The sequence below is a fragment of the Deltaproteobacteria bacterium genome (assembly GCA_016874735.1).
Taxonomy (GTDB): domain Bacteria; phylum Bdellovibrionota_B; class Oligoflexia; order Oligoflexales; family CAIYRB01; genus CAIYRB01.
This window is the reverse complement of the sequence record VGTI01000067.1, coordinates 1-16,857: the sequence shown is the minus strand read 5'-3', so window position 1 is coordinate 16,857 and position 16,857 is coordinate 1. Positions and strand designations below refer to the sequence as shown.

The window sequence follows — 16,857 nt, the reverse complement described above, 5'->3', positions numbered from 1 at the left end:
GACTCCCAGGCGTTGCTCTAGTACTACTGCGGCTTGTAAAGGGAGTGTGACAGCGGCTTCGCCGAAATGATCAGAATGCACTGCCGGCTTGCGCCAGAATCGGATGTCGACTTCGTCGGAATACACAGCGGATTGAGGCTGGCCCCTCAAAATGGATTGCAGTGCGGGCTTCAGTAAAAATTTGACGGATATCACTCACACTTTGGTTGAAGTCGATCACTACGTCTTCGGGCTTGGTGATCTCGGTGTCACCCTTGCCAATTGCATGGATAATTGACATGACGGTAGCGTAAGAGCGATTCAGCTGATCACGGATCCTCAGGAACTCGTCCCAGCTTTGTGACCTGGCAGCAAAATCAAAGGCTATCAGAGGGTTCTTCAGATCGTGCGCTAGATTCTGCGAGAGCTGTGCGATCGCTTCATTCTTCTGAGCAGCGATCTCTTGGACATGTCGTTTTTCAATTCGTCGATATGCTGATGCGTAAAGCGGGATACTGACCACGGTAATCAGCGCCCACAGGATGAACCCCTGAGGGACTAATTCAAACGGGTCCCCCTCAAAAAACAAATAACCTGCAACCTCACCACCATCTGGGGCGTACTTTATCGGCTGCCGGATAACGTCCGTCAAAAAATGACTTTGTCCCCTACTCTCCTCCACTGGAACACTGAAAGCTACCTCGCCATCTTTTTTGGTAAAATAGATACGACTAAAATCGGTTTTTGCCGCGAGCGAGGCTATAACCATGGCATTGCGGTATTCGCCTGTCAGAAGCGAATTATGCATGTCTGTGGCAACCTGCCCAGAAATCCGGCGCTTCGTTACGGCAGAAAATACCAACGAGCCAATCAGAATCACGATAAGGGTCGATAGCTGAGTAAAAGCTACCCAACGAATAATCGCGCCCCTTGCACTGCTCTGGCATTTTTGACTCATGCTAGCCACCTATCCTAGCGGATGGGGCTCGTGCATGAGCTCCTCAAACTTAAGATCCAGTCCAGAGAACTGCCTTAATCTTGCCAGATTGACTCTATCTATGGTCGGGTATCCGAAAAAGGCATCCTGCAGCATCGATGATGACGCCTGAACGCTCTCAATCGGGGCATCCGCGATCAGATTTGGCTTTTTGAGCACCGTAATAGTGACACCGGCACTGTCAATATCAATGGTTTGATTAGATTCTGGCGCCAGGGGCTCCGTTGCCAGCAGATGATCCAGTTTACCCAAGCTTTCGAGTGATAATCCAAGAAGCTCATGATGTAAGGGGCCTTTGATGGGTGCTGCGTCAAATTCAGCCTTAGTGATTGCTGGGCGTCCCTTATACCCTGGGCTACACCAGGCTACGGTAGTCCGTAACCACTCGACAACTGCATGTCTTATGGCACTCGCAGGATCTAGGTCACAACCCATGCCTATGTGGACTCCAAAGGGTCTTGGCGCCCGAGAGCCACGGGATACGCAGATATAGGCCTTATAGGGCTTAACTGCAGCCATTTCCGCAATATTAAGATCGACGCCTAGTCGGGCTATGCGCTCAACGATTTCCGCTAAGGGACGGCCACCGATATCGATGTTTCCTAGCTTTATATCGCTTAGTGGATCAATCAGGCCTGTGAAAGGCGTCCGTGTCAGCCAGTGGCAGAAAAAGGCGTCCCGCTCGACTAGTTCACGTTTCGCTCCAGCAGTCGCTTCAGCGATCGTGGTATGTACTGCTAGGCCATTGGAGCTATATACGTTTGCCTGCCGCATGATGGCACGCTCAAGGGCTTCGGCCACAGCCTTGGTGAAAGCCAGGTCCTCGGTCTCGGCCATGCCTCGACCTTCAAAAATTTCTCCATTGACCTTAATGGTGACTATAAAGTCGACCAATGCGGGGCACCACTCGTCCACCCAGGTCAACCGAGTGGCCTGAAGGTCGAGGTCTGCGCATTTCTGCAGAGCCCAAGCACTTAGGGGCGGCGTAGATGCCATAATGCACCTGAGTTAAAGAGTTTAGGCCCGTGGTATTGCCAGGGAGAGCGGACTAAAGTGTAGTAAGCCTGACTCGCGATAGGGACTACCCATGGGTCAGATAGTGCTTTGAAGTGCAAATCCCTGAGGCGAGCTAGACGCTCTTCTTTATCTGTTATTTCAACATAATCACGAACCCATTTTTGACCTGCTGCTTGATCTGAAGGATAGAATACCTTCATGTTCACGGAGTAAGACAGCAGTCCCAGGTCCTCTGTCCACCCGGTATCGGTTGAAATCAAGTAAACATGGGGCTCACCATCGGCCTCACCAAAGACATAGTCAATTGCATCAACACGACAATCTGCCTCGGGTAGACTCGCTTTAAACTTCTCGGCGACGTGTGCCATGGACTTAGGCAGAGCTATCCTAACGCCGGCTCCAGTAGTATCCGGTGAAACTGCCGCGAAAATTCCCCTGAGTTGACTTAACTGCTCTGCGCTTAGCGATCCATCACCGTATGAAGCAAAAAATTGTTCCACCGGGGTATTGATCTTATTTCCGGTCACAATCACTGAACGTGCTGCATCACGAATCGCTTTACCAATGGCTATTCGCCTCGTTGCGCTGAGCTCCTTAAGGCCCCTAGGCGTGAATACGGCGATCAGGCGACCAATATCTAAAGTCGGGACCAAACTTGCACTTGGCACCAGAGTTGATGCATCGCTATATAGATCTGGGCGATCAGATGAGAAATTTATGACTATATCTGTCTTGTCATCAGTAAAAATCTCAAATACCGGTCTGTTATTCTCATCCCTTACTGACTGCTTTGGGTCATATGGTATCAAGTCGATTTCTAGAGGCATTTTATCGGAATGATGCCAGTGGCCTTTATTCGCGACATAGGTCAAGTGTCCCTCTGAATTTTCCTCGATACGATAGGGGCCTGTGGTGTTTCTGAACGATTTAATCTTTAATGACACAGGGTCAATTTGCGATTTCAAAAGAACCACAAAATCCATTGCTGTAAGCATACGCAACAGAAAGTCTTTGCCGCGCAGCGGCTTCAGAATGAGGGTATTACCACTAACCCTGATCCCCTTGCATTCGTCGTCTATAGACTTAAGCTCCACATCGCCACAGAGAAAATCAGCGATAAAACCGTGGGTATTTCTCGCTAGCATAATTAGTCGTTTGAGAGAGAAAGCGGCATCGCCCGCAGTAATTGGCATACCATCTGCGCTGCGATAATCATCACGCATATCTAGGTGAAGTTCATCACCGATCCAGGTGAACGTTTTTGCCGCCCCCGCGCGTATCTGACCATCGACTGACCACTCGACTAAGGGGCTTGCCAAATTTTCAAGATGACCCCAGGTCGTATTGAAGAGAATTTGTGCTGGATCAGATTCCCTTGGGTCATCTGAAATCGCCATTGGCATGCGTAAAGTTGCGACTGGCATCTTTGAAAGACTCCCTTTACGCTCGTGATTCTTTAGAAGGATTGCGCTGACCGATAGAAGACAACCAAGTAGAAGCCCAGTAACTATGACGTTTAAAGGCTTTTGCATGTGGTTATTCAAATTTACATGTTGGTACGGCCGCCACCGAAACAGCTTGTTCCGGTGGTCATTAGTACTGACGAGTCTTCAATCTTTAGTCGACCAAGCTTGGTTAGCTCGCCAGATATATCTGGCACCGGGGTGGTCGCTAAGGGCTTGATAGGGCCATCATTGATGTCACCACAGGCAGATGTGAGACCAATGGCTGAAAGTAAGGTTAGCAGCATCGTTGGCTTTATACGCGGTAGTTTCATATGAACTGCCTCCGGGTTTGCTAGGGATGGCCGAGCACCTGCGAAGTATACTAAAAAATGTTTACAACGTAAAGAAAAATAGGCCATTTCGGCTTGTTTTACACCGAACACGTGAACAAATGCCTATAATTTTCAAGTTTTATTAACTGCGCTCTTTATAGCAACATGTTGGCATGCCACATAGTTTTTAGTTACGGATGCGAGCATTTTTAGGCTGCACGACGCCTATCCAGTCTTGTCGCCACCATTCGCAGCAGGAGCTGTAGCGGAGTACTTTCCACCAACGCCAAACCCAGCATGGTCTCTAAGGTTTTTTGTTCAGAGTCAGTTAGCTGGCTTTCAACGATGAAATCTCGGAGGAGAGTTATAAAAGCCGATTTGGTCGAGGTCGAATTGAGGTCATTAAGCGCCGACTGAAAATTTGGTGATGAGTTACTTTGGCTCTCCGTGACGACTGACAGTGCTTTGGGTTGGGTCTGCGTGTGACTTAAATCGCTTCCTGTCTTGATTTGATCTACCAGCTCCTGTCCCTCCGGAGCAGTTAGACCCTGGCAATGGGGAAGTTTGCTTTCTGTATCGTCACTAGTCTCTAAGTTCTCAGTGCTGTCGGTATCCGCGACTCGGGGGTGAACCTCAGGGATATAACTTTCAGGCGAGCTTGCTTGATCTGAATGACGCACTGATTGAAAGTCCCGGACTGGTGCATGTTTAGCGACTTCGGATGCAAAATAGTCTAAGAAAAGATCGCTATCAATCAGTCCCCCTTTCGACGATTTCACCATGCGCTTGATGCCAGCTTCGAGTGACTGTTGATCAGGCGAGGTCCGGGCAATGTCTTCGATTAGTCCCCTAGCCTTTTCGTCAAACTTTGCCGCGGACTTTTTCAGGTGAGCATAGTGCCAGACAGCGTTGATGGAGGACACTTCGGTTACCAGTAATGGATGTCTCGCAAGGTCTTTTAAACGATTTGTGATGTCTGTGACAGTTGAGGCACTTTCTCTAGCAGCTGCGTAAAATCTAGCGCGTTGTGATTGGGGCACGGGCTGTTTGAAAAGTTGGGTGTAGAGTTTAAAAACACTCAACCAATCATCGTCGTCGGATCGCACGTTTTTTGGCCTCCCATCGGTTGACTCTCCCGATACGTCGCGAAGATGATTTTGTTTATTTAATTTATTTATATTTATTTTACTTATACGTGCACGCGTATGGTCTGAAGTTTTTCTCTCGAGGGGGGAGGAGAAATTTTCCTGAGAGGCCTGGAGAATTTCTTCAGCGTGGTTTTGAGTCATCGGTGCGCTTGGAGCATCTAGTCTTGCTACACTGAAGTTTGCGTCGATGTCGTAGACGACAGTGTTGTTGTCGCGAAGGGAGGTCTTGAGCATCCCGATTGCCGCAAGTTGTGACGCAGCTCTTTTGAGACGCTGGAGGTTAGTTGCTCCCCAGCCGAGATCCACACACATGCGTGCCTGGGTGAATTCACCGGTAAGCGTGATCTGGCCAGCTTGTCCTGCAAGGTGGCGGACAAGATAGACAGCAAGTGCTAACGTGTCGCAGCTGTGCTTCACACCCAGTACCTGGTCGATGACAGCGTTGGGTAGCGCCGTGAAGCCTGTTTTCGTGCCTTTTTTCAGCGGAGATGCTTGCATCGTGAAACCTCGGTTAGGTGTGAAGGGTCTAAACGTGACCACAACAACTCTCGACTGTTTCAATATGCACGTGTTTTAGAAAAGTAAAAAGATAGCCAAAACAGCGATAGGAGCTGATTTAGCTGCAGGAGCTGAATCAGATATAGCAGCTAAAAGTGTGATTATCACTGATTCAGATATTAGTGCTAAAAAAGCACTAGCGCTGTTTTCGCTATCATCTCTTTAGTAGCTACCATAGCTAAATTAGTGCTAGCGCTGAAGTTGTCACCATAGCTGAATTAGCTACTAACGTAATATTTAAAAACATCGATATTTATCGATGTTTTTTTGAGGTTCGTGAGAAGTGAGTATGCTGAGAAAGTAGTAGCTGATGCGGAGACAGTAGCTAATGTAGCTACTGTTTGTTGACGAGTGGATGTGTCGCTCTTTTAGCTACTATAGTCAAAACAGCTACCAACTCATCGCATGGGAAATAGTAGGACATACTCTGGTACTTGCATTGGGTAGAACCAATTTGATTTGTGCGCACTCAGTTATGAGGAGAATGAAGTGAGACAGAGTGCGAAAAAAATCTGGTTGATTGGTGAAGGTGCGCACCGTAGCTGAATTGGCTATCAGCTCTTACTTTGAGTCGCGGTGATTCTTTTTGGATGCAGAAAGAGTGACTATAGCTAAAACAGCTATAGTCTCTAAATTAGTTACCATCGTCTACCTCGAGAAATTGATCATATTAAAGGTATGAACCTCATTTACTCGTGAGCCTTGTTTGAATATTCACTGCCAACTTGAGTGGCGTCATGCGGCGCTTGTTCCGCGGGACAAGGGTTACGCGAGGGGCCTGATATCCCTAAAGATTTTTTCTGTTTAAAGCTTGCAATCAGATGCGAAAGGTTGAAAAATATATAGTGAACATGCGAAAGATATCAACTGCGTGCAGGAGCGAGTTTATGGAAGATGTGAACGTCGATCTGTTTCTTCAGCCTAAGGATCTAGCCGATGCTTTAGGGATCACGGTTCAAGGTGTCCATAAACTCCTGAAAGAGCACCATATTGAATCCACCATGGCAAATCCACGGCAACGTCGGATCTACCCGGCGAGTGTAAGACAGGTGGCTCAGTTGAAGGGGCTTCCCATTCCGTCGGGAGTGGTGGTGGTCCACCTTGTGAAGGGCGGCGTTGGTAAGACGACACTGATCCATGGACTGGCAGCACGGGCCAGTGCCTATGGCTGCCGGACGTTAATGATCGATCTAGATCAACAGGCCAACCTGAGCACTAGTTTTGGGGTGTATTCGCGACCCAAAAAAGATCCATCGCTCCTCGATGTCTACGTCGGGCACATGAACGGCAAGAAGGTTAAGATTCAGGATACCGTGGTGAAGGTCACCGACTTTCTCCATATCATCCCGGCGAACCTGACCCTTGCCAACTTGGACGTCTCGATTGTCCAGGGGACCGAGAACATCGGCAACCTGTTCGAGTCGATGTTCAAGCCGATTCGGAAGGACTACGACCTGATCTTTATCGACTGTCCCCCTTCCCTATCTCGAGTGACATCGGCGGCTCACTGCTATGCCGACAAGATCCTTCTGCCTGTGAATACGGACCGCTTCTCTTTGGACGGCTTGGAGCTTACGCTGGAGCATTTGAGTCTCCTTCAGAAGAAGTTTCGCGCCAAAGCTGAGCTGCATGTCGTAATCAACAAGTTCGACGCCAGACAGAAGCTGGGCTTCGAGGTGATCAACGAGCTGGCTTCCGAGTACCGGGACATGTTGTGTGAGGCTTATATCACCGTCTCTAAGCAGATCGATAACAGCATTGCTGCCAACGAGTGTCTTTGGAATCCGCAGCAGGGTAAGAATGCTGCCCTCGAAGACTTCAACAATCTGTTGATGGAAGTCTTCAATCTCAAAACCTGGAAGGACCAGATGGCTGGCCGGCGTAAGTCGGTTGGCAGCTCTAGCCACTCTCGCAAAAGGGAGGTAGTGGCGCATGGCTAATGCACGGAGGGGGATTTCTGAACTTCTTCGCTCCGGTAAGGGGAAGCGGTTTAGAAGCTCCGGATATGATCTACTTGCCGATGGAGAAGACCTAGTTCGGTCCGATCGTGATGAAGACGACGAGGAGCAGGACGAGCGACCGGCCAAAGGTGCGGCTGCTCGTAAAGGGGCTCAGTCAACGGTCGAGTCCAAGAAGACTGTGGCTAGTAAGTCCACCTCGACCGCCTCTACGGGTAATAAGTCTCGTCATGATGCTGCGCCCTCAAAGCCCCTGGCGCGTGCCGGCGCTTCGTCGCGGGACGATGTGAAAGTGGCGTCTCACCCCTCGAAGCAAATAGTAGCCAAAAAAGGTACCAGCGCTAAATCGACTACGGTCACCGAAAAGGCTATAGTAGCCAAATCAGCTACCGAGACACCCAAGAAGATGGTAGCCAAAGCGGCTACCGTAGCTAAAAAGGATGTGGTAGCTAAAACGGCAACTATATCTGAAACAGCCACTATTGGCCGGAGGGCTGGCAGTACCTCCTCCCCAGAGTCTGTGCGAGAAGAGGTAGTAGCTAAAAAAGATACTGTAGCCAAATCGGATACCGTTAGGTCAGTAAACGCTTGGCTTCCCAGTGGCCACTTAATGGTATCTCAATCAGCTACTATAGCCAATGTGGATACCGTAGCTACGGCAGCTACTATTAGTCGCATTAGCGACGATGATGATGGGATTATTGAAGCCCCTCCTGCTGGGGAAAGCTTGGTAGCTGTTTTAGCTACTGTAGCTAGTTCGGATATAGTGGCCACAACAGCTATAGACAGTGAGAATCAAGCCCTGCATCGTGTTGACGGCGTGGTAGCTGAAAAGGATACTATCGCCGATCAGGGTACTGCTGCCGCTCATCGCTCTGGCCCCACGGTTGCAGAAGGTGACCAAGATCCTCTAAGTGACAGAGAGCACGGCTCCGTGTTCGCTAAGTCTGAGATCTCTGGCATAGTAGCCAAAGCGGCTACTATAGCTAATAAAGCTACTAGCGCTGGTATGCCGCTTAATAGCGAGATGGTAGCCGATGTGGCTACTAGTGCCGTTTCGGCGACTATAGCTGAAACGGATACAGTCGCCGCAAAAGGCGTCCCGTCGGATGAAGCAGTGGTATCCGAAACGGCTACTACCAGCCAGCCTCACTGTGGTAGACAAAACGGATATAGTAGCCAAAGTGGATACTCCTATGTCCCTGGACCGGTCGCCAACCACGTGAGCGAAAAGACGGTAGCTGATTCAGCTACAGTAGCTAAAAGAGATGCAGCTTTAGGGCAGGCAACTGTTTCTGGGATCCAGAGCCCGAGTAGCCAGAGATTGGTAGCCGAATCGGAGATAGTAGCTGAAAAAGCTACCAATCTCGGTGGTCAGCACCCTGGAAATCCGCAGGGCACGGGTGGAGTGAGTCTCCAGGGTGACAGTAGCCAAAATGGATACCATAGCCAAAGCAGCAACCAGTTCAATGGTCATAGTGGTGGCGACAGCCCATTCAGTGGAACTGGCTTACATAATAGAGTGGTAGCTAATTCGGCTATAGTAGCTGAAAGAGATACTGGTTTCCATTCGCCGGAAATGCTCACCGCCAGCCCTAATTTCGCCGGAGGCCCAAGCCAGATAGTAGCTAAATCGGATATAGGCGCCGAATCAGCTACTGCTGGTTTCAGCGACTATCAGGCACAGCGAATGGTGGTAGCTGAAACAGCTACCGTAGCTAATTCGGCTACCCATCGGGGGACGACGGCGAGCTACCAAGGCCATACACCGACTGAACGGGCGCAGCCGGCGCCTACTCAGAGTTCGATCCCGGATCATGGCGTAGTACCCCTACCCTTCTGGGTATTGCGGATGATTCGCCAAGACGAACTGTCGATGCGTGAGATCAGAGTCTTCCTGACTATCTTGGAAGAGTGCCTTGCTTCTGGCACCGGAACGGCTGAGATATCGGCCAATGACCTTATGACCAGAACCCAGATACATCGCACTCACATCTTCAGCTCGGTTAAGGGACTTCTTGAGAAGAACCTTATCGTCAAAGATAAAACTGATGCAGCATCCAAGAATGTTTATCGCCTGAACTTCGATGTGGGTTCTGCCAGGTAGAGCGCCGATACATTTACTCGTGCAAACCTATACGATGACGGAGTCCCGTATGGGTGTGCCCTAATCTGTGCTTACGATGGTGGTCATGCTTTGTGATCAGGATTATTTATCTGTCGGAAGGATGTGATTTCGGTCCGAAATGCTTCATCGTGGCCTGCAAATGAAATCGATGCATAACCATCAAGATATACGGCTGTATCGTGCTTTATTTGAAAACACGCAAAAGCTCTAAACATCTCGTCTTTATCTGGTGTGGTAGGGGAGTGGGAGAGGAGTTTCTGTTTGCGCCTAAATCTGGCGATATCCGGCAATTCACTTTTGATATTGGTTTCTTAGCGTAGTACGATATTGCGTGATGTGTGAAATTCACAGGTTCTTTTTTGGTTCCCAGGTCATCCTGCAAAGGAGTGCTCGTGACTCAGGCCACCAACCTAGGTGCTACCCATAAACCGACAGCACTTAAGCCCGGGCGTAAACTTCTCCGACCGGACGAGAAGCAAGTGCCGGCGGCTCTTTTTGTTTCCGGAACAAAGGAGCTAGCCGCCGCGAGATTGGTTGCTGCTGCCGAGTGGGTCAGGCAACGCCGTTTGCAAATGGGACTCACTCAGTCTGAGGCATCGGAGGATCTTGGTATTCCTCTCCGGCAACTCGCGACATATGAAGCGGTTGCGAACTGGCCGATCGAAGCCAGAGATTTTGTGAAAAAAAATTCAGCGCGCATTCGTGTCTCTGCTTTGACTAGACAGGTTGCCAACAGAAAATGGACTAATAAAGCGAACCTGATGGCTATGCTCCAGAAGCTAGTCGACGGAGCAACTATTCGCAGGCGAGGTGCCAGTAGGGTAGGGGAGAGAGATGCCGATATCCTTGCTCTTGAGGAACGGCTTCGCGAGACGCTCCGCACTAGAGTGAGGGTGGAGACGAACGGGGTGAAGGGGAGGGTGGTGATTTCGTTTCAGAGTGTGGATGAGCTTGAAAGGGTGATGAGGTTATTGGAGGGGTAGCGTTTCGAATTAAAATAGATGCTCATCGAGACAAAAAGCTTTAGCGGTTAAAGGTTATATCGACAGAATCTAAGGTATATGCAACGCCTTAACTCCAGAACTTTGGCACCAATTCCGTCCTGTTCGAAAACTATATCATCATGGGCACTGCGATATAAATTCGAGTGAAAGAACAGTCAAAAGTATGCCAGCTAGTTCTTCCGCTAGCTGGCAAATGCATCTTTTGAGACTGTTAAAAATTCAATTCAAAACTCAATCCCGCTCCAGAACTGGTGCCACTGCCTGTCGACCTTGACATAGCGAAGGGTGCGATAGTTAGATCAAGAGATCTTGAATTGATTGTGTTTGCTCTCTCGTGCCCATTATAAATATTCATTGCTTTTCCGAGGCTCAGTGCCGATTTCGAGGAGAAATATAGAGAACCAGCTAAGCCGCCATAAATAAGTGCGCCAAAGGCAATGTCACGCTCTCGCTGAGGTAGATGCAAGTGCCTAGCATCGGCGACATTTAAAGCGATCGCAGACGCAATTGATCCCCAAAAAAGATATGTTGAGAGCTTCTTTTCACTGAGATATTCGTTAAACCGATTTGCTGCCGCGGGATTAGAGTCAAAAGCATGTGCGGCATCACCAATTCCTGATTCGAAAATATTCTCGCTGTAGATTTTGCCATCTACATTGATACTGTGTTGGCCAAATGCCCATGGCTGAAAATATGCCTTTGGATCGGCATTCACTTCAGCAAGCGCAATAGATGATCCAAGCGAGATCATCATGAAACCTGCGGCCACAATTTTTTGAATGTTTAGTTTGGTTGAGGCTAACATACTAATGACTCCATCTGTTCATAGGTGGCAGCAAAAACTGCCAGTTGTTTGATGTAGTAGGTAGGAGCAAGGAGGGTGCCAAACAGTCAAAGGTCGTAAAAGTTAATCAGAACGGCAACTAATGAGAAACGAGGGTCATGACGGCAAATTTAGAGGGCGGTATCTTTTTGTAGCCACTGGCAATATTTGGTTGCCATACTTTGCGAACTAGAAGATCAGGTCACCTATTTCGAGTACGAACCAAACGCGTATAGATCATTCAAATGTGGGAAGCACACATTCACCTTTGCCCTCTGTTAAAGCGTTGTTAAATTAATTTGCCATCGAGTAGTCATGCAAGTTCCGGAGTATCTATCTTCTGCAAAAGATAGATCCCGATCCGGAAAATCGTGTAACCATCGGCAATGACTTTCAGTCTATTCTTAGATGTTTGATGCTGCTGTTAAGTCGTGGGTATCAAGGATATCTTCGTTCGCGGGAGTCTGGGGTTTGGTGTCTGATGTTACCCATTCAATTACACTTAGGTGGCTGCGATCTGACGTGTGTGGCTTCGATAGTCAATGCCCCTGGCTCGCGCAAAATCGGGTCACATAGTTCAGTGAATTCGGACATCTGCTGTTCTTTGGTTAGTAAGTACTTTCTACTTAAAATTAACCGCAAAACTGAATGCTCTTTGGGAATTTACCGACTCTGGCTGAAACTGGATACTTGGCCGCGTATATGACGTAAGACAAATCATACATCTCGTGACGTTGGCCAGATTTTGATGTAATATTTTCGATGCACATTTTTTAAGATCAAATTCTAGTTTCGGGGTGCTAATGCCTATTAAGTCTGTCACCGATGAAATCGTATTTGGATTCGATCTAGGCACCGGTTCAATGGCGGGCGTCATACGTCAGGGACTGGAAGTGATCTATGCTAAGTCGTTCCATATTAAAGATCCCGAGTTCGCATCTACAAAAAATTCGTCATTAAAGCGAAGAGCTGCTCGCACTCGAATGGCACATCGTGCCAGGGAGTTCTGGTGGAATGAGCAAGCTAAATTTGCGGGTTTGGAAACTCTAAAAGAATTTACCAGGTCACCTCATGGTGACATCAGAGTTGTATCCGTTGATGACCGACTAAAGCGTGAATTTCCTGCAAAGGGTGAAGATGTAGTGTACACGAGCTGTCTCCTCAGGCTGATGCTCGTTGAGGGTAGGGTGAATGAATTAGATTCGTGGCAGATATACAAAGCTGTACATTCGGCCATACAAAAACGTGGCTATGATCGCGATATTCCTTGGAAGAACAGCGAAGATGCTAGGTCGAAGGACAAAGACGAAGACGAAGATTCACGAATTGCATCGTTTTTAGATCACCTAGAAGAACTTGGCATTCCCGAGGCCTACCGGTTGCCTTGCTACTACGAGGCATTTCGCATGGGGCTCTGGAATCCTGATAAAGGGATAACAGGGGTCCGACAGTCGCATTTAGCGGAGCCCGCTGGTATCGAGAGTGATAAGGGGAGTGGGTATACTGCACCGCGCAAAATGGTAATTGCGGAAATTAAAGCTATTCTAGAGTCGATCAAAAAGCGATATCCGAAAATTGATGTCGACTACGTATTGTATGGCCCCGGACGAGAGCAATATGCCTCGATCAAGATTGACAATGAGGTTGGTTTAAAGAGAGGTAAGGCAACCGATTGGCAGGGTCTTCTGGGCCAGAAAATTCCGAGGTTTGACAACAGGGTAATTGGCAAATGTGCATTGATTCCGAGACTTAATACCTGTCGCGCAACTGAGCCTCTTTACCACGAGGTTCACCTACTAATGGCTCTGCATCGGTTTAGTTTTCGAGACTCTGAGGGCGTAGTGCGTCGACTAACCTTTGATGAATTTCAGAAGGTATACAGTAGCCTCAGCGGAAAGAATCCATGTAAAAAAATCCCGATGACCAAAATTCTGGCAAAAATTATGGGCGGGAGGCCAATTCCAGGATCAACGGATCTGCCGGCCGCCAATTCTAGTGGAAGGTCTCGCTTCTCGCGACCGGCTCTCAGGATGATGAAACACGCGCTTCTGACTGGCAAGCCTGCAAGTGATATTTTACGCGAGGTTAGTAAATGGCCAAGTGGGTGCGCCGAAATTTCAATTAAAGATAACCACGACCCTGTCAAAGGTTTAGTTTCTGCCGATCTGAGATGGATCCGGGAGTTGGGTGATACTCCTTGGGAACGCCTATACGTACCTGCTATGCGTCTCATTGAAGGACGTAGTTCGATAGATTCGGCCGAAACTGTGAGGCGTGTCATTGGTGATGTCAATAACCCGGTAGTGCGTCACCGATTGACTCTATTTCACAATTTATTGCGTGAAATGCGAAGAGTTCTGAAGTCCAAGGGTCTTTCAGATCAACCCGATCATATTACTGTTGAGTTGGTACGGGAAGATTTTATGGGTGAAGATGCCAAGAAGCGTCTCCATTCTTGGCAGCGCGCAAATGAGGCGTCTAATAATGAAGCCAAGGCTCAAGTGGCCCAATTTGGTGATGTCGGTAATAATGCGGTCCTTCGTTATAAGCTGGCAAAGCAGCAAAAATTTATCTGTCCTTATACCGGTAAGTCGATTGCTCAGTCTAGTCTTGGGATGTGGGAGATAGACCATATAGTCCCGACCGCGCTTGGTGGACCCGATGCAGTGTGGAATAAAGTATTAGTACATGGGCACGCGAATCTAGAAAAGCGCGACCGGACGCCCTGGCAGTGGATTGGTGGCTTGCGAGACAGATGGGAAGAATTTGAGACTTTAGTCGCAAATATGGACCTACCATCAAAGACAGTTAAACTCATGTTATCCCCAGATGCACAAGACCTGGCTGATCGCTACACGCACCTTGCGGAGACTGCCTGGATTGCCAAACTTTCAGCTGAAGTGATCAGGCGCGAATTCGGATGGAATGATGAATTAGGATCCACTAAAAGGATCCATTTTGCCAGTGGCGGACAGACTGCTCGCGTTAGACGCAAGTATAAGCTTGATCGTATTTTGTCTCCTGAAGGCACTGACGATAAAAATCGTTCTGATATTAGGCACCACATGCTGGATGCACTTGTAATTACGTTTTTGCGAGATTGGGATCGATCCACAGATCGTTTAGACAAATTTCATTTGCCTGATGGCGTCAATCGAGATTGGTTCAAAAAGTATGTAGACTCTCACAGGCCAAAAGTGACCGGATCTTCCTGTCAATTAGAGGAAAACTTTTATGGTCTCGGAGCGGAACCAGGATTGATGTTTAAACGATCATCCGTAAAGTCCCTTGGATATACTAGTGACCCAAAGCCAAAGTTCAGCCAGAAAGTCCTGGAAAGTAGGATCAAAAAAATAGTGGAACTAGTTGATATCAATTTGGCTTCCGTACTCAGCGAGACGTGTGAAAAAGTGGCACTTTCTCCCAACCCAGAGAGGGCATGGTCACACGAGATCGAGGCATTACGTGGTCGCAACGGTGCGCGGATAAAGAGATTAAAAGTCCCGGATAAATTGGTTGAAGAGGTCCTTCATTTACCGGCAACAAAACTTCATGGCCCAATGCTGGTTAGACCAAAAGGAGATCATCGAGGATTTTTGATTATCAATTACGAGGGCAAATGGATAGCGCAGCCTGTCTATGCCTGGCAGTCAATTCATGCAGAAAAAATTCGATGGGTGGCGACCAAAGCTAAGGTAGCCATGTTTGTAAAAAGCGGTGATTTCATTAAATTACATGATGCAGTGGATGATTTGACTCCAGGAGTCTACAAGATCCTAACAATTATGAATCGGGTGCAAGTTTGCCTCGGAAACCTTGGAAGTAAGACTAGTAAAGATGCCTTAGCTCGCAAGTCAATTAATAAAATTATGGAGCAAGGTAAGGCAACACTTGTTGACGGATGAGTAACGAGGATCTGGATGTCGTTCCATATTTTACACTTGTTTGACCATGGGTCTTACCTTCGTAAGAGGGCGGGAAGGCTCTACTGTCAGAATGGTGAGAGTCAGAATAGCTTGCCCATTGAAAATATAAAAGCAGTTATTATTGCTGCTAAAGGTTTGACGTTATCGACCCAATTGATTGGAGCATTGCTAGAACATGGTGCGATCATTTTGCACTGCGATGAAAACTATCAGCCTGTAGGATTAACAACTGGGATTACAAGCACGATCAATGTGAGGATTATGGAGGGCCAGATTCGTCCCAGGCATCGATTTCGCGATCAATTGTGGGGCGAGGTGCTGCGACGCAAGATATCACACCAGGTATTCGCATTGGATGCTGTGGGTATTGGTGAAAATCCACTGGTAGGTGCAACTGCTGTAATTGCGCAGGATGAGGCAAGAGTAGCCAGAATATATTTTAGATCATTTTTCCGTCTTCTTGATGCAAGGGGGCAGACAAGGGCTCAAAAGAAGCATGGCTGGCTCAATGCCTATTTAAACTATGGATATGCTGTGCTTTCAGCAGTCATGCACAGAAGCATTATAGTGCACGGCCTTCTATCAAATATTGGCATTCATCACATGGCGCGTTACCGCTCATGGCCGCTGGTATATGACCTTATGGAACCGCTTCGGCCGGTCGTAGATGTGTTGACCAGTCAGTTCATTGAGTCTGAATCCGATTATTCTGATACGTCCTCGTCTATGAAGAATTTCGCAAAATATGTTGGCAATAGTCTGAGGCTATTTAGGGTTCCGCATCGACGGTACAGTCTAAAGTTGGTTGATGCGATCGATTTTTATGTTCGTAGTTTTGCTAATGCCTGTGAGTACCAGGATATATCGCAATTATGGATCCCCTCCTTCGATGTCGCCAATTTTGAGCAGTCGCGTGTCCCATCAAAGTGAAAATCAAGGGAAGTATAGAATGGGATGGATCATGGCCATCTTTGATTTGCCTGTTGGTACAGATGATGAACGGCGAATGGCTTCGACATTCCGTAGATTTCTGCTGAACGACGGTTACCTAATGATCCAATTTTCTGTATATGCGCGCCCATGTATTTCACAAGAACACGTCGAAAAGCATGCAGAAAGGCTTAAAATATCGGCACCTAGAAGCGGATTTGTAAAAATGTTATTTTTCACGGATCGACAATGGGAGCTCGGTGTTAATATTGTTGGCGCCGCTAGTGCTTCTAAGATGGGCAACCGAGTTGCAACTCCGGCCATGCCAGATCAGATACTTTTCTGGTAAACGAAAATGGATCAAGCGGGTGTTCATCCGTGCCATAGGCAGAGGGCTGAATCCCCGCTCTTCCATCAAGACTTCACCAAGTTGCGGGACATCGATTATTTGTCCCTACTTTGCGGTGAAGTCAAAACTCCTCTGGGTCATACTTGTCAGTGATGTCAATTGTAACTCACCCCAATTGGGGGTGCAATTTGATAGTGTTTTGTAGGGTTCTGATTAGACGGGATAAATAAAGGAGCGGGTGTTCATCCGTGCCATAGGCAGAG

General features: G+C 48.0%; 12 protein-coding genes. 6 read left to right on the top strand and 6 right to left on the bottom strand.

All coding sequences use genetic code 11. The features are described 5' to 3' along the window. Positions 1-70: 70 nt before the first annotated feature. From FJ146_17175 to FJ146_17155, 5 genes are all read right to left on the bottom strand, one after another. A complete protein-coding gene (locus tag FJ146_17175; GenBank protein ID MBM4253702.1) occupies positions 71-937 on the bottom strand; it encodes a hypothetical protein in 867 nt (288 codons plus the stop codon). A 9-nt stretch (positions 938-946) separates the two neighbouring features. Continuing rightward, entirely contained in the window at positions 947-1,972 is a 1,026-nt protein-coding gene (locus FJ146_17170; GenBank protein MBM4253701.1) for a hypothetical protein, read from the bottom strand. After that, positions 1,951-3,525 carry a hypothetical protein gene (locus FJ146_17165; GenBank protein MBM4253700.1) on the bottom strand — a complete coding sequence of 525 codons (1,575 nt, stop codon included), beginning with the start codon at positions 3,523-3,525 and terminating at the stop codon, positions 1,951-1,953. Before FJ146_17165 ends, FJ146_17170 begins: the two co-directional genes overlap by 22 nt. 14 nt (positions 3,526-3,539) lie before the next feature. Beyond that, on the bottom strand, positions 3,540-3,770 hold the full coding sequence (locus FJ146_17160) for a hypothetical protein (protein MBM4253699.1): 231 nt from the start codon (positions 3,768-3,770) through the stop codon (positions 3,540-3,542). A 209-nt stretch (positions 3,771-3,979) separates the two neighbouring features. Then, a complete protein-coding gene (locus tag FJ146_17155) occupies positions 3,980-5,416 on the bottom strand; it encodes a hypothetical protein (GenBank protein MBM4253698.1) in 1,437 nt (478 codons plus the stop codon). Between the two features lie 881 nt (positions 5,417-6,297). Between FJ146_17155 and FJ146_17150 the strand changes: the two genes are divergently transcribed. The 3 genes from FJ146_17150 (at position 6,298) to FJ146_17140 (ending at position 10,545) form a co-directional block, all read left to right on the top strand. Further along, on the top strand, positions 6,298-7,416 hold the full coding sequence (locus tag FJ146_17150) for a ParA family protein (GenBank protein MBM4253697.1): 1,119 nt from the start codon (positions 6,298-6,300) through the stop codon (positions 7,414-7,416). After that, positions 7,409-9,541 carry a hypothetical protein gene (locus FJ146_17145; GenBank protein ID MBM4253696.1) on the top strand — a complete coding sequence of 711 codons (2,133 nt, stop codon included), beginning with the start codon at positions 7,409-7,411 and terminating at the stop codon, positions 9,539-9,541. The genes FJ146_17150 and FJ146_17145 overlap by 8 nt, the downstream gene beginning before the upstream one ends. 413 nt (positions 9,542-9,954) lie before the next feature. After that, positions 9,955-10,545 (top strand): hypothetical protein, encoded by a 591-nt coding sequence (locus tag FJ146_17140; protein ID MBM4253695.1) that lies wholly within the window; start codon positions 9,955-9,957, stop codon positions 10,543-10,545. 232 nt (positions 10,546-10,777) lie between these two features. Here FJ146_17140 and FJ146_17135 read toward each other — a convergent pair whose 3' ends face one another. Beyond that, positions 10,778-11,371: a hypothetical protein gene (locus FJ146_17135; GenBank protein MBM4253694.1), complete on the bottom strand. Its 594-nt coding sequence runs from the start codon at positions 11,369-11,371 to the stop codon at positions 10,778-10,780. Positions 11,372-12,192: 821 nt separating this feature from the next. Here FJ146_17135 and FJ146_17130 point away from each other — a divergent pair. From FJ146_17130 to cas2, 3 genes are read left to right on the top strand one after another with little or no spacing between them, the layout of a single operon-like run. Then, on the top strand, positions 12,193-15,294 hold the full coding sequence (locus tag FJ146_17130) for a hypothetical protein (GenBank protein MBM4253693.1): 3,102 nt from the start codon (positions 12,193-12,195) through the stop codon (positions 15,292-15,294). Between the two features lie 15 nt (positions 15,295-15,309). Continuing rightward, a complete protein-coding gene (cas1, locus tag FJ146_17125) occupies positions 15,310-16,245 on the top strand; it encodes a type II CRISPR-associated endonuclease Cas1 (GenBank protein ID MBM4253692.1) in 936 nt (311 codons plus the stop codon). Then, positions 16,124-16,594 carry a CRISPR-associated endonuclease Cas2 gene (gene cas2, locus FJ146_17120; GenBank protein MBM4253691.1) on the top strand — a complete coding sequence of 157 codons (471 nt, stop codon included), beginning with the start codon at positions 16,124-16,126 and terminating at the stop codon, positions 16,592-16,594. Before cas1 ends, cas2 begins: the two co-directional genes overlap by 122 nt. The last annotated feature ends 263 nt before the right edge of the window (positions 16,595-16,857 follow it).

What these genes read in the sequence shown, in the direction of transcription:
- FJ146_17175 (MBM4253702.1), bottom strand. Translation starts at nt 937, where the DNA reads ATGAGTCAAAAATGCCAGAGCAGTGCAAGGGGCGCGATTATTCGTTGG.
- FJ146_17170 (MBM4253701.1), bottom strand. Translation starts at nt 1,972, where the DNA reads ATGGCATCTACGCCGCCCCTAAGTGCTTGGGCTCTGCAGAAATGCGCA.
- FJ146_17165 (MBM4253700.1), bottom strand. Translation starts at nt 3,525, where the DNA reads ATGCAAAAGCCTTTAAACGTCATAGTTACTGGGCTTCTACTTGGTTGT.
- FJ146_17160 (MBM4253699.1), bottom strand. Translation starts at nt 3,770, where the DNA reads ATGAAACTACCGCGTATAAAGCCAACGATGCTGCTAACCTTACTTTCA.
- FJ146_17155 (MBM4253698.1), bottom strand. Translation starts at nt 5,416, where the DNA reads ATGCAAGCATCTCCGCTGAAAAAAGGCACGAAAACAGGCTTCACGGCG.
- FJ146_17150 (MBM4253697.1), top strand. Translation starts at nt 6,298, where the DNA reads ATGCGAAAGGTTGAAAAATATATAGTGAACATGCGAAAGATATCAACT.
- FJ146_17145 (MBM4253696.1), top strand. Translation starts at nt 7,409, where the DNA reads ATGGCTAATGCACGGAGGGGGATTTCTGAACTTCTTCGCTCCGGTAAG.
- FJ146_17135 (MBM4253694.1), bottom strand. Translation starts at nt 11,371, where the DNA reads ATGTTAGCCTCAACCAAACTAAACATTCAAAAAATTGTGGCCGCAGGT.
- FJ146_17130 (MBM4253693.1), top strand. Translation starts at nt 12,193, where the DNA reads ATGCCTATTAAGTCTGTCACCGATGAAATCGTATTTGGATTCGATCTA.
- cas1 (MBM4253692.1), top strand. Translation starts at nt 15,310, where the DNA reads ATGTCGTTCCATATTTTACACTTGTTTGACCATGGGTCTTACCTTCGT.
- cas2 (MBM4253691.1), top strand. Translation starts at nt 16,124, where the DNA reads ATGCGATCGATTTTTATGTTCGTAGTTTTGCTAATGCCTGTGAGTACC.